This is a genomic window from Xenorhabdus eapokensis (genome assembly GCF_001908105.1).
The window spans coordinates 304,931-319,089 of sequence record NZ_MKGQ01000002.1; the positions used below are offsets into that span (position 1 = coordinate 304,931).

General features: G+C 39.1%; 12 protein-coding genes and 1 pseudogene. 2 read left to right on the forward strand and 11 right to left on the reverse strand.

The genetic code is table 11. The features are described from left to right. Positions 1–103 precede the first annotated feature (103 nt). A complete protein-coding gene (locus tag Xedl_RS02890; protein WP_244149658.1) occupies positions 104–412 on the forward strand; it encodes a TfoX/Sxy family protein in 309 nt (102 codons plus the stop codon). Between the two features lie 58 nt (positions 413–470). On the opposite strand, the gene Xedl_RS02895 is transcribed toward Xedl_RS02890, so the two are convergent. The 11 genes from Xedl_RS02895 to yccS all read right to left on the reverse strand — a co-directional run bounded on the left by Xedl_RS02895 (position 471) and on the right by yccS (position 13,732). After that, entirely contained in the window at positions 471–998 is a 528-nt protein-coding gene (locus Xedl_RS02895; RefSeq protein WP_244149659.1) for a nucleoside 2-deoxyribosyltransferase, read from the reverse strand. Positions 999–1,140: 142 nt separating this feature from the next. Continuing rightward, positions 1,141–2,301 carry a hypothetical protein gene (locus Xedl_RS02900; RefSeq protein ID WP_074022546.1) on the reverse strand — a complete coding sequence of 387 codons (1,161 nt, stop codon included), beginning with the start codon at positions 2,299–2,301 and terminating at the stop codon, positions 1,141–1,143. Positions 2,302–2,310: 9 nt separating this feature from the next. Then, positions 2,311–3,396 carry a GNAT family N-acetyltransferase gene (locus tag Xedl_RS02905; RefSeq protein ID WP_074022547.1) on the reverse strand — a complete coding sequence of 362 codons (1,086 nt, stop codon included), beginning with the start codon at positions 3,394–3,396 and terminating at the stop codon, positions 2,311–2,313. A gap of 1 nt (position 3,397) precedes the next feature. Continuing rightward, the gene (locus tag Xedl_RS02910) at positions 3,398–4,276 is read right to left on the reverse strand and encodes a hypothetical protein (protein ID WP_074022548.1); all 879 of its coding nucleotides are present in this window, start codon (positions 4,274–4,276) and stop codon (positions 3,398–3,400) included. After that, positions 4,273–5,652: a P-loop nucleotide/nucleoside kinase family protein gene (locus tag Xedl_RS02915; protein WP_074022549.1), complete on the reverse strand. Its 1,380-nt coding sequence runs from the start codon at positions 5,650–5,652 to the stop codon at positions 4,273–4,275. Before Xedl_RS02915 ends, Xedl_RS02910 begins: the two co-directional genes overlap by 4 nt. Further along, positions 5,642–6,493, reverse strand: coding sequence for a hypothetical protein (locus Xedl_RS02920; RefSeq protein ID WP_074022550.1), 852 nt, complete (start codon positions 6,491–6,493; stop codon positions 5,642–5,644). Before Xedl_RS02920 ends, Xedl_RS02915 begins: the two co-directional genes overlap by 11 nt. After that, a complete protein-coding gene (locus Xedl_RS02925; protein WP_074022551.1) occupies positions 6,490–7,638 on the reverse strand; it encodes a DegT/DnrJ/EryC1/StrS family aminotransferase in 1,149 nt (382 codons plus the stop codon). The genes Xedl_RS02920 and Xedl_RS02925 overlap by 4 nt, the downstream gene beginning before the upstream one ends. 34 nt (positions 7,639–7,672) lie before the next feature. After that, entirely contained in the window at positions 7,673–8,884 is a 1,212-nt protein-coding gene (locus Xedl_RS02930; RefSeq protein WP_074022552.1) for an MFS transporter, read from the reverse strand. 4 nt (positions 8,885–8,888) lie between these two features. Then, positions 8,889–10,232 (reverse strand): ATP-grasp domain-containing protein, encoded by a 1,344-nt coding sequence (locus Xedl_RS02935; protein ID WP_074022553.1) that lies wholly within the window; start codon positions 10,230–10,232, stop codon positions 8,889–8,891. A 4-nt stretch (positions 10,233–10,236) separates the two neighbouring features. Next, positions 10,237–11,265: a radical SAM protein gene (locus Xedl_RS02940; protein ID WP_074022554.1), complete on the reverse strand. Its 1,029-nt coding sequence runs from the start codon at positions 11,263–11,265 to the stop codon at positions 10,237–10,239. 301 nt (positions 11,266–11,566) lie between these two features. Then, the gene (gene yccS / locus Xedl_RS02945) at positions 11,567–13,732 is read right to left on the reverse strand and encodes a YccS family putative transporter (protein ID WP_074022555.1); all 2,166 of its coding nucleotides are present in this window, start codon (positions 13,730–13,732) and stop codon (positions 11,567–11,569) included. Between the two features lie 66 nt (positions 13,733–13,798). Between yccS and helD the strand changes: the two are divergent. Next, a pseudogene (helD, locus tag Xedl_RS02950) lies at positions 13,799–14,068 on the forward strand (DNA helicase IV); the annotation flags it as partial. Positions 14,069–14,159: the final 91 nt, after the last annotated feature.

Below are 14,159 nucleotides of genomic sequence, written 5' to 3' on the forward strand. Positions count from 1 at the left end.
CAGTCCATTTTGGGATTTTTTTTGATTTGGCGATTAATCAGATCGCAAAAATTGGACTGAGTTCCCTCCAAGTGATCTACTATTTTGAAAGCTTATTTACACAATGAAGGAAATAACTGATAGACAGAAAATACCTCTTAGGCTGAAAGATCTCCCTAATTTAGGGATCGCTTTAGAAAGACAATTATGGAAAGTAGGTATTTCTAAAGTAGAAGAATTAAGAATGTTGGGGGCAAAAGCGACTTACCTCAAACTCCAGCAGCATAGGAAAAAAACAAATGTCAGTTTGTTGCTTGCATTAGCAGGGGCAATAGAAGGGTGTCATGTTGCGGTATTACCAGAAAAATTACGTGACGAATTAATTAGCTGGCACAGCGAGTTGATTCACTATAATTCAGATAATCAACCATAATAAATAAAATTTGGTGAATAGGGGCGTAAGCCCCTACTATTTCCTCTATTGCCGTATTTCATGCGACGGCTGAAGATTTTGGGGTAACTTTCTTTTCTACTATAGATTGAATTGTATGACTTAATATAGCCGGATCATATCCAAAATCATTCAGGGGGATATGATAAACTTGAGCAATAGCGGATAGGCCTTTTAGTAGATGGCTGGCAGAGTTATCAAAGGGTTTTTCGGTGACTAATATGATTGGGCGTTTTAAGGCGGAAGCCCAACCCAACTCAATATGAGTACCATCTGTTCTTATCAGTTGTTTTTGCTGTGGGCAAACAGGCAAAATGGCAACAAAAATATCGCATTGTTCCATCCATTGGCGATCCCGTTGAGAAACTTCCTCTGGAGTAAATAAATGTGTTGTTCCGCCAAATTGCTCTGTACGATGAGCCGAGAAAACTTCTGCACCAAGTGATTCCAGATGGTGAATAGCAGATTTAATGTGAACTTGTAAATTATTGTCTAACACCCTTAATTTCAATGCATGTTGAATCGGGCCACCAACAAATACTTTAACATCGGAAAATATCATGGACATAGGGACGCCTCTTATGGAAATAAGCTTTAATGTTTATGCATAAATGATAATGATTTATTTGTTTCTTTATGCAGATATAAAATAATTTTTTTGAATAAATTATATTTTCATTGTTATGTTCTATTTTAGATATGGTTCTATATTACCAATTTTGATTGGGAGCCCTATTTTCAATATAATCAGCAATAATATCATCTGAATTGCTTTGGAAAATGTTGTGACAAAAATCAGTATTGTTTTTTTCTTTTTTAAGAAAATGGCTTATCTTATTCATGGCGCGTTTTCTTTCTTTAGGGTTATTAATGAATAGGTTATTGCATTTTTTTATTAATGCTAAACCGTCTTTCTCTGGTAGATATGGAGGAATATCAGGGTAACCATATTCCGATTGCCATAAGAAACCGTATTCATTACTAAAATAATTTTTCAGATATACGTTTAATTGTAATTGTTGACTATAGTTTTGTGGAGGTAAGAAAAAAACATCTTTATTGAGTGTGATACATTCATAAAATGTTGTTAAACCCGGATTGGCTAATACCTTACGAGCCCGGTGTAGTTTTTGCAAAAAATCATGCCGGGCAAAACAGCCAATATGAATATGAGGATGCGTTTTGGCAAACATTTCTGCCAGATTTATGATGGTTTTCCCCCCACCGGCAATAGTAATGTTGGTTTCATTTTGCAAATGGGGAATAGATAATAATTCTTCGAGGAAATGATAATAAAAATCTGTTGTATCAGCGTAGACTGTATCAATGCCACCAAGAGTAATTAATATACCTTCTGGAGGCGGGGCGTCCATCATGCATTGTTGCAGAGAATTGTGAAGAATTGGTGGAATAACTTGATAATTACCAAGCTTATCATGAAATCGTTCAATATTGCGTTCTATTCCATGAAATTCTTGAATAAATGTCTTTTCAATTTTGTGCAAATCAACATGAAGATTATCCCACATCCAAAATAGTGTGTCGATATAGATAATTGATGTAGTAAACTTTGAAACGAAATTAATCGAGTTAAGGTTAGTGTTAATGATATACAAACTTGCACCTGAAATAAGTTCAGAATAGCGTGAAAGTTCTGTAACTGAAGTGGTATCACATTCATAAATTTCATCAAATAGGCCGGATTTTTGACCTAATTGAGAAGAAGTCAGCGTGCCTAATAAAATAAATTTAGTGTCCGGTGCTAATTTATTCCTTTGCTTTAATTTTTCCACTACATTTAACGTGGTGGATATTGGGCCAAAACAGAATGGATCTGCATCAAAAATAATATATGGAATTTTTTTTAACATATTGTTCTCTCATAAAGGAATATTTACATTTTCTATTTCAAATTGTTTGGTATAAGGACAATATAAAAAAGTACTGCCGTGGAGATTGTTAAGGTGCAATCGTCCAGAAAGATTGAGATTATTTGCCATTAAATGAGCTAAGAAAATATTGTGCAAATTTTGATGGGAGATAATAATCCGCATAGAAGACATTGAGAGCTGATCACCAATTTGCATAATAAAACGATGGATTCTATCAGCCGCGTCCATCACCTGTTCTGAATCTTTGAAAGGGGAATCAAGGGGAGTATACAGTAACCGATAAGCATAATCTTCACCATAGCGATGCGGAATATCTGCCAGTTTCATACCAATAAGCTCTTCTGGAAAGAATTCACAAAGTGCATCAGTTTCTTGTATTGAACAAGATTTATATGCTGAGCTGAGGGCTTTGGCAGTTTCAAGTGCCCGACGTTGAGGTGAGGTATAAATATTTTGCCACGGCAGTTTCCCTAATATTCGTCTACCAATTTCTTCAGCCTGTTTGATTGAAGTGGCATCAAGGGCGATCACATTATCTTCAGGGCAGTAATCTAAATGGCCAAGCGGGATAATTTTCCCATGTCTGATCCACAGTATCTTTAAGGAGGGGATGGAACCATTGTAGTGTATGCGTCCATCTATTTGATGGCTTGAAAGCCCATGAGATTGCCAAAAAAAGTTGGCATTTTTTCCTGCATCTGTCTCCAGATGAACACGTGTGGCACCGTGGCGGCGTCCCCATTGCAACATGGCATGCCATAACCCATAACCCAGCTTCTGGCGTTGGTACTCATCCCTGATATAAAATTCAGCAATATTCAGGGTCACTTTTTCTTCCCGTTCAAGATACACATTGGTTAACCCTGCCAATTGTCCTGCCTTTAGCAACAAAAACAGCCCCCTGTCGCCTTGTAGGATGCGTTGTTCAAGGATAGTATGGTTTTCCTTTGCAATAGCCTCTTCTGACTGCTCCCCAAAGACTTCTGGCCAATGGCGTTGAAAATATTCTCCATAAAGATGAAGAAATGAATTCCACAAGGGAGAGTGAGGGGTAACTTGTTTGAGTTCTAACATTTTACTGACTCCATTCAACTCTTGGTAAGCTAAACATTAATATAACTTTTTCACACCATTGATGATAATTTAAGCTGGAGTGGCCTTTTTCTTGTCGAGGTTTAGCATGTAATGGCTGAACCAGTCCCTGATGTTTAAGGCGTGTTTGCAGGGAGGGGGAACATTTTTCCCAATTTAATACAGTACGATAGGGGCTCGACTGGTAAGAAGCGTACAGTGAGACATTGTAAATATCATCTTCAATAAAGTGAGATTGTAGATGCCCTCTCAATGCCCCGAATTTTTCTTCGGCTGCGGTATGAAAGGCTGTAAAAATATTTCTGATAGAAGAAGGAATATACTCTCTGTTTGTTAGGCGCAGGCGAAGTGCTCCACCGGTACGGATAAGTTTATTGCCGTTGAAAGAATAATAAGCGGCACGAACATGCAGGAGTTCTTGTAAACAATCCTTTCTTCCATAGCCCTGCGAAAGATCCAGAAATACATGAATATTGTGGTCGTTTTGAATTTCTTGCAAAAATGCCATGCATCCTGGATCGATATAACCTAAAGGATGAGCGAGAAGGATGGCGTTTGGTTGTGGAAGAGAGGTTAACATTGCCATCATAGCCTGAAAATCCGCTTGCAAAATCATGCTGGCTTGCTTTGGCGGTAAAACAGGATAGAAAAGCGGCTGCCAATTGGCTGCGTAAACGGATTCAACCATGCTTTGACATATCCACTCTGGCATCAGGCAATAGCCCTGAGCAGCCACGGATTGTAGATCTTCGCGGAAAAAGCCTCGAACTGAACAGCCATAGTTAATGATATTGTCCAAGGACATGATATCTTGCTGAGATTGTATACCTGGCAAGGAGAGCAGATTGCGGTGAGATATCATGGTGTGATCCTGAGATGAAGGCGCTCAATATATTCATTGGCTAACTGGTCATAGAATTCATTTTCTCTGCCCCACAGATCAAGTTGCAGGCCAGTATAAGGGCAATAGAGCGTTTCCAGATGATTAATCAGGCAATTGATTCCCATTAATTTTTCTCTACCCTGATAGCTACAACCCCATTTAGCGGCATACCATTGACCTGCACCGTTGTTTATCATTAATGACCAGGCACCAGGTGTACCGTTATGGTCATAAGTGACTGCCAGATGATATTGGTTGCTTTTGGATAACAGTCCGGGAAGATATTGGAGGTCTTCACGATTCAGGCTGCGCATATCACTCTGTTGGATGATTTTCCAGCTTTTTGTGTCTACATACAGCGCATCTTGCCACAATTGTTCAGTTTGAGCCGAAGTACTGTAACGGGTGATGGTATGGTGAGTGCGTGCTTTTTTAAGGCTGCGTTTTAATCGTGTTGAGTGCTGGAGCAAAAAATCAGCCACTCGTGTCTTAGGCGGTATGCTGACAATAGGGGCAGACCATTTGCTTTCTTCATAGCATCGTAAACCGTGTTGTTGCGCTAAATCATGCAGATAGGAATAGGCGCGGGATTTTGCGTTCAAATACTTAAATAAAACAGGTTGCTGCTTTAAAAAAGAGAGTAATTCTTTTTCTTCTTGAGCCGTAAAAGTGAAATCGAAGAAAGTATTACTTTGCCACTGTTGCTGGTCTGCTTGCCAAACCAGATCAACATGCTTAAACCGCCTGAATTCAGGGTAACGCAATGCTGTGCCTAAACGCCATAAATGAGATGTGGTTGGATTGGTAAACAGAGCAATTGGTGCAGATTGTTGCATAATGGCTCGTCTTATCAGAGCCACAATATCGGCTGGAGAATATTTCGTGCTATCAAGCAAAGTTTCATGAGGGATATTGTAATCCCATAGACTATCCTGAGCGACTTCTCTGATACGGGAATCGGGTAAACGATCTTCTATGGCTCGTTCCTGATTACGGGTAATTAGCGTTGTTTCCCGCGCAACAAGTCGATAATGCAGAATGCGAACACCTTTTTGCGTAAATAGGGAATGGATAGCGTCAATTTCTTCAGGATAAATAAATACGCCATCCAGAATGATCAAGTCACTACCTGCATCAAAGCAATCATCAGCAACCTTTAACAACCGCACGGTGTCTTCCATGACGATTTTTGGCGTGAGGTATGTTCTTGGTTCAACAAAATGATGAAAAGTATCCCATGGTAAATAGGAGACGGTGAGCCCCTGCGCCAGCATGGCCTCTTTCAAGTGGTTGCACGTTGTGGATTTACCACTTGCCGGTGTTCCTCTAATGACAACAACAGTTTTATGCTTCATTGCCTAATACCTTTAATTGCCAGCCTCGCATGATATCGACAATAGAATGTTGATTAAAGATGGTCTGATAATAATCGTCATGACCAATTTTAGCAGCACGATGCAGAATCTGTTTTGTGGTGAGACGTAACTCGATTTTATGATTGCTATTGCCCAAACACATTTCTTTACCTTGTGTATTTGGTGGCGGGGTGTAAAGCAATATATTGCAATGCTGTCCAGTCGCATGATAGTAAATCTGGATTGCTTTTTGTTGCGTGGTATTTTCCACAAACAGCGCTTGCTCTGGAGGAATTTCAAGTGCTGTGCTGAGGAATTCGGGGGTATAAAGAGTAATATTGCGGTAATACACATCCAACATCATCTGTTCTTCATCTGTTCCCTGCGGATAAGTCGCATCCGGTTTTTTGGCGTAGAGACCATATAACATTGAGGTTGGCAACACCGTCTTGATGTGGGGGAGCAATTGATCAATATGCTGGCGGATCTTATTTTCGCAGGTATCCACCCAATAGATTGGGGGTAAAGGGATGTCAAGCTGCGCCAAAGTATAAACAATGCCAGCTTCTAACCATTCTTTCATTGTCTTGTGGTTAGCTTGTTGAGGATCAAAATGTAACAAATCGGCCATCATGATTGCTTCATGAGATTGAAAATAGAGATAAACAGGGGCATTGTGCTGTGAAGCGATAATTGTTGGCAGTACCGAATCGATCAAATCTTGCAGTGAAAGCCGAGCAGGTACACCTTTTGCGTAACAGATACAAGAGCCTCCTAACACATATTGGACAGGCCGGTTATTTCCGTTGATCTGAGTGAAAAAATTATTATCTAACATCATGACAGGTTTCCTTCCATAGCCCACTGTAAGACATTTTCGTAAATCGCATTATCAATCGGTACAGGCAGGCAAATACGGTCACTGACGATGACTTTGTGTTTCTCTAATGCTGATCCAGGAAGTGGACTGTCTTGCAGAGCCCAAGGGAAGCGATCAGAGTAGGGAGAAAGCTGATTTTTTATAATCGGATGGTTAGCCAGATCCCAGGCTTGCCAATCATATAGCAGTGTTGAATTGACGCGATCTTTGGGTAATTTGCTGCGTTTTAACCAGACAGAAACAGGTATCGTCCCCGCAGGGCGTGGGGTGATCCAATCTATGGGGAAATATTTCAGGATTTCTTGATAACGCTCTATTAATAAGGCGCGGAACTGTTCGATATTTTCCAGTTGATTAATCAGCAATGCAGCTTGTATTTCATTGAATTTATTATTGTCACCAAAACCAATACTATGACTCCAGTCTGGATAACCTTCTGTTGTACGCTCAGCACCGTGGTCAGTCATCATGCAGGCATTGATGAACAAAGAATGATTTTTGGCAATCAGTAAACCCCCTTCACCGCTGCTGATTAATTTATTGCCCTGAAAACTGAAACTGCCATATTCGCCAAATGTGCCCACAGGCTGATTTTGATATTTCACTCCCATAGCCTGTGCACAGTCTTCAATCAGGTACACATTATGTTGTTGGCAAAGTTGGGCGATTTTAGCAATTGAAGCAGCAGTACCTTCCAGATGAACGGCAATGACTGCCAGAGGCTTGGTATCCATTTGATTTAACGTTTTATTTAACGCCTCTGGGCACATCATGCCATTGTCATCGACATCAACGAGAACAGGGATTAATCCGCAACTGAGCGCGGCGTTAGCAGTAGCGATAAATGAGATGGAAGGAATAAGAACCCATTGCCCTATTTTAGGTCTGAGTCCAAGCAAAGCTGCTTTGAGCGCGACAGTACCATTTGTCAGTAGAATGGCATGTTGGGTATGCAGAATATTTTGCAATAGCCTTTCTGCCTGACGGCAATATTGGCTCTCTGTGGCGTATCTAAACACCGCTTTATTATCAAGAACAGTTTGCAAACGGTATTGTATATTATCAGCAATCTTGGTATTACCGAGGTAAGGTCTAAGATATGACATATTATAATCCTAATAATCAATGTTTTTATTAATATTACCTGTGCCAATGATGAACCGGATCAGTTACTTTATTCATTTGAATTATTAAATAAACAGCTATTGCAATCAGTAAAAGTATAGAAAAACCGACCACAGGTAAAAAAGATTGTGTGGAGCCAGGAACAATGGATACGGTGATTGCAGCTATTGGGAATGAAAAATTCATTGTGATCTGAAATAAAGAAAATAGACGACCTTGTTGCATTTCCAATCCCTTTTGATAAATGGTTTTGGTAATTAAGACATTGAAATAAATTATTGCAATATTATAGAGTAAATAGAAAAAGGATTTCGCATAAAAAATATTTAGTTGAAAAAACAGAATGCCAAATATAAACAGACTAATAAATATTGAAATGGGATAACGTTGGATACGATTATCAACGTTTGTTTTATTGAGTAATGTTGTACAGAAAATGGGTATCAGGGCACTAAGTAAATAGAACAGGGTGACCAATCCATAACTTTCATTTGCTAGACTTTGCATAACAACAACAGGGAGTGCCACCATCAAAAACGCATTGGCAAGTATGGTGAAGACAATAGCGATGGCAAATATCTTATAATAGCGCTGTTGAAATACAGCGCGTAACCCAACGGACAACTGAGACTTGTGCTCGGTTGTCCGTTTTATCCGCATTTTTATCATAAGATAACAGACATAAAAATAAGGCAACAGAGAGAATAATTTGATAGCCACAATCGTATCTATTCCTTGAGTCATTCCCAATAGAGCGCCAAATCCAGGGCCAAGGGCTGAAATAAGTGATGTAGCAATGACAATATAGAGAGAAACATTCAAATGCTTACCACCTTGTTGCTCTGCCCAGTCATTAAGTTCATGCCAGGCAACACGAGACCATGGGATTTCATAGGCAAAAAGAAATTCTAATAATGAAATAAATAAAAGTAACATAATAGGAGTTAATGCTATTTCGCTTAGTAATAATATCAATAATAACAATGTGCTAAAAATCTCAATCAATAATATAACAATACGAAACTTCCAAATGTTTTTTGAATAATCAATTTTATAGCCCCATAACAAAGCACCAATGGATGTAAATAAAAATATGACACCCATATTGGCATAATAGTCTGTCATTGGTGTGTGCTCAGATAATAATATATAGGGATACCCGACGGCAAGAATACTTGAGCCAACACCATTAATAAATAAAGATACAAGAAACAGATATCTTATCATCGTATTAATCTTGTTTTATGGTTGTATAATGGAATTTATTATTATAATTGTTTAAATATTTCACACATTCATGTTCATTTTTGGCGGAGCAAATAATATATCCCATTTTTTCAGTGTAATGGGTATTGGAAAAATAACTGCCAATTTTGGCATACTGCTCCCATTCAATCACATGCTCATCAATAATTTCTTCTATAGGCGTTATGGATTTTATTTCTCCAATCGGCGGGTTAAAAATGATCATCCCAATGCAACTGAGATCAGGGTTATCTATGGAGAAAGCTGGCTCTTTGTCAATTGAAGCAGGAGAAATTAATGCATTGATAAAGACATCAAAGGCATGCTGACCATAGGCCTTCGCATGAAGGTCGAATAGCCGGAGTCCTGGTGGACGTGATGCGGTTTCGCAAAGTATGAGATTGTTGGTATTTTCTTCGATGAAAATTTCAGTATGAGTAAAACCGTATTCGAGGTTGAATGCCTGCAATACCCGTCGATTAAATGCAAACAGCCTGCGGCTATTTTGGGAGCCTGGCAGCATGGTATGCCACATAAAATGGCTGGGTTTGGTTTGATCGGAAGAGAGTAATGAACAGGCGTAAGCTCCAATGCTTTGATAGATAGTCTTATGCTGGAGTACTGCTGTATCAACATGCAGTAACCTGCCCTGGATTTTTTCTTCCACTAGGTACTCTTCAGGTGCATCAAGTTCCTGTAATGCATAAAATAAGGAAGCACGGTCTGGATACTCGGTAACCCCCATTGATCCCCAAAATGAACGGGGTTTTACAATAAAACCGACCTGGTTGCCTTTGTGTTTGGCAGAATTCTCAACGGATTCAGTAAAGAGCTCGAAATGTTCAGGTGAGATCAGCATTTCGGATGCCAGCGTGAATTTGGGACAACATAACCCATGTTCATTGGCAATCTTTCGCATTAGCCATTTATCTCTAAATGATCGGGCTATATCAATCATAGGGGTATCTTGGTTAATATGGGTTGCGATGATGGCCATTAATTCAACATGAAGCTCAGAAAAAGCGATAAAGTAATCGATGTGAATGGGGGCTGTGATAATTGACAGTGTGTCTTTGACCTGTTTCAGTGCTGTTGTTATTTTTTTACAGGCTTGGTTAGCCAACGGATCATCAACCACTAAATATGCCAATGCCAAAGAACAATCCGTTGAGTCCAGCCATTTTTTCTTGATCAACAGAACAATATTTAAATGATATTGATAGCAGAGTTGAACAAAACGCTCGCTATCTTTGATATCTGGCATACAGAAAATAGTTGGCTTGCCGTGATGAAAATTAGCCTGATTATTGATATGTATTTCTGGGAACATAGTTTTACCTTAATCTATTGGCAGGATCACAGCCTTTAATACAGTTGCAAGTGATTACGGGATACATTTTTTTACGGAAGAGTGAGAATTTATCACCATGCCAAATATCGTGTAATGAACTTTCCAGGACATTCCCCATAATATATTGCTCAGGGTTTGGTCGATACATCGTAGTATCGCAAGGGTAGACATTTCCTGTTACGGCATCAATAAATAGTGTTGTCAATGGAATGGCACAGGCTTTTTTGCCAGATGCGTTATAATGTCCCATTTCAGCGCGGCAATAATCCTCCTCATTGCGGCCGAAAATTTCATAATTGGCATCCATAAATAAATGACGTGCAATCTGTTTACTTTCCAGTAGCGTGTTTATTTTCTGCATAAATAACTTAATTTGAGCACTATTTAAAAACAGCAAAGGATAATCTTTTATCGGAATAAGATTAACACCATCAACTTTTAGTTCAGCCATTTTAAGCAGGAACTTATCTATAGTATCGTAATTTAATGAAGTGACAACATGATTGACGATAATAATAGAGCCTGGTATTTGCTGTTTAATATATCTCATGGCATCATAAAGATTGTTGGTTAACCAACGAATGCCTCGTGACTCGCCGTTTTTTTCGGGTTCTACATGGTCAATTGAGATATAAAACTTTCTAACAAGATGGCTCTTATTTTGTACACGACTGAAGATCTTTTTTGATAAAGCAGTTCCATTGGTTGTAATAGAGATAGGCGTATGTTTATTACAATCCAGAATAGCCAGAAAATCCTTTGATAAAAAAGCTTCTCCTCCATGAATATTGACTTCCTGTGGTGAGAGAGTTTCTAACTCTTGCCAAAGTCTAACCATGTCTATTTGTTTGTGTGCATCAATCTGAGCAGTTTGCCATACATCGCAAAATTCGCAACGTGCATTACAAATATTATTTATGCGTATAAATGCATAGTTAAGTTTAGGTGTGGCAAAAAGCTTTTCCGGATCCAGACCAATAGGGTATTTAGCAATGGCAATTGTCTCTTCCATATTATTTTCCACTTGTTTATAAATTCAAAAGTGATAATTATTGTTATTAATAAAAGATAAAATAAATGTAATTGGTTGTTGTTTTTTAGAGATTTGAAACTCTACAGAAGTTTTTCATGTAATCAATATCAAAACGAATACTTGTGATTTTAATATTTATAAATATCAATTTTTATTAAAAACTTATGAAATGTTTGTTTTTATGTTTTATTTGATGATGTTTTTTTAAGGGTGTTTATTAAATTATTGGGAAGCAATTAATTCATTGCCAGGGGCATCATTACCCCTGGCAAATGATTTATTAATGTGGTTCTTGCTCGCTAATTTGTCTTTTTAAACAAACAATTTCTGGTAATAGTTCAATGAGTAATCTTATTTGTTGTAGTATAAGCTGGACTTTACTGTTACTTTCATACGCTGTCAGATTGATTTTTTCTAACAAATTATTCACCGAAACTTGCAATGTAGCATCATTTATCTGGCTTTGCCCTAATGTAGACTCAACATAATCGATTGCATTATTAAGAATGCCTAAAATTGCCGGATCGTTAAGTTTATCTCGATGAGCACCTAATGCAGAAATATAACTTAACATAGTGTGATTAAGGCAGAGTAGACGGAAAGCGGCTTCTTGGGAAATACGATAACTTTTGGGCTCCGCTGCCATATTTGAGATCACTGATGCCAGTTCAGCATCACAATTGTGAGCCTCACGACGGGCAACCCGATAATTCAGGCTATTGCTTTTGCCTTGATGATATTGAGCTAAAATTGCACTAAGATAGCGGCAATTAGCTCCCATTGTGCGGGTAATGACTTGAGGCAATTGACGAAATTGCCAATCTGGCCAGATGAAACTGACGGCCAGTAAAGCAATACCACAACCTATTAATGTATCGATAACTCTTGGCAGCGCGACTTCAAATCCTTCGCCTAATAAATTGAAACTCAGTAATACCAACAGAGTGATAAAGAGCGTTGCGTGTGCATATTGGCTATTACGAAAGGCAAAGAACAACATGCCAGAAATAACCATCAATACTAATTGACCTTCAATAGAAGGAACAAAATAGAGAATAGGCAGGCCAATTAGAATCCCCGCCAGTGTACCAATAACACGTAAAGCCAGACGGCGGCGAGTGGCGCTATAATTTGGCTGGCAGACAAATAAACTGGTCAGTAAGATCCAATATCCGCGCTGTAAATCAAATAGCTGAATAATGGCATAACCCGTACATAACAAAATGGACATGCGAATCGCATGGCGGAATAGAGCGGATTTGGGGGTCAAATTACTTCTGATCCTAAACCATATATCATGCCAGCCAGTTAAAGCCTCCTCCGATAACTGTGTTTCTTCTTGTTTATCTTTTGGAAAGGGATCTTGAGAAAAAAGATATTGTTCCGAACCTAGCCCTGCCAATTGAGCATCAATGGCACGTAAATTTTTCAACAAATTATCAAATGCCATAATCTTAGCGTCAGTGCCTTGCTGATTTCTTAAACGCTCAATCGAGCTTTCAAGGTAGTTGAATGCGCTTTCAAACCGTGGGTTATGTTGATATTGTTTATGCCGAATAATAGATTGTGCAATCTGCTCACATGCCCTGGCTTGCATGGAAAGCAATCTTTGGACGCGGAACATAATATCACTGTGGCGAAATACTTCTCTTAGTTTTTGATATTGAACATGAGATGAACTGGCGCGCTCATGGATATCCTGGGCGACAAAATAATAATGCAATGTATGGCGAGTACCCCGTTGTCCTCTGTCTCCCTTCAAACGACTTAACAAAGAACTTTTGGCTTGATTGAGCGTTGCAACTAACGCGCTGTTTGCCATGGCAACATCAAATACAGATTGTTTATATTCCTCAGCCTCAGAATCGGGATCAAACAGGCTGGTTTTAGTATAGAGATATACGGAAAGTTGCTGATAACAGCGGGCTAAATTTTCTTGTAAGGGGCGTATAGGAAATAATAGATGGCCTGTTAATGTCAGTAAGTTATACCAAATGGCTCCAGTAAGCAGTAATAAAGGCTGTTGATACCAGACAGGGAAGATTGACGAGCCGAGCATGGTATAAATGGCAATCAGTAACGCGCCAAAAGCGATGGTGGCGTAACGTTGCCCTAGAGCACCAAGCAGGATAAAGCCACAAGTGGATACCGCCAAACCAAGCATAAAAAACCATGGATAGGGAAACAGTAGCGTAATAGAAGCGGAGGCAGCAAAGAAAGAAATTAAGGTAATAGTGAGGTTACGTAATCGCCCAACCAAGCGGTCATCCAGGTCGGTTAATGCTGCCGCAACGACCCCCAATAGCAGTGGAATTGTTATTTTGAGTTCTTCCCCTAATAGCCAAGGAATGAGCGTGGTTCCTGTCAGAGCAATGAATATACGGATATAATAGAGGGTGTGACTGTTATACAGAAAATGGCGGGAGCTGGATAAAACCGTTAGCACAAAATACCCCTAACAACATTTACGTGATGAAGTAGTTCAACAATTTTCAGGTACGGTGCCACGACAATGGAACTAAAATCAACGCAAATCGGCCAACGCCTCGCTCAACACCCTTATAATCGGGTACGTCTACTTAATGCTGGCCTTGAAGTTAGCGGTGATAAACACCAGTACCTTATTCCATTTAATCAATTAATTGGCATTCAGTGTAAGCGAGGGATTGTTTGGGGGGAACTGGAATTTGAGCTGCCAGAAGGAAAAGTGATTCGCCTGCATGGTACTGAATGGCAGCAAACGCAACGTTTTTACTATTATTTATTAAGAGCCTATTCGGAATCTTTTTTGAACGTAATTGTTTTTCCTGTATTCTGTCCGCCCAAATAAGATAAGTGCCTATATAAGTGACCTGCTGGAATGAGAAAAACCT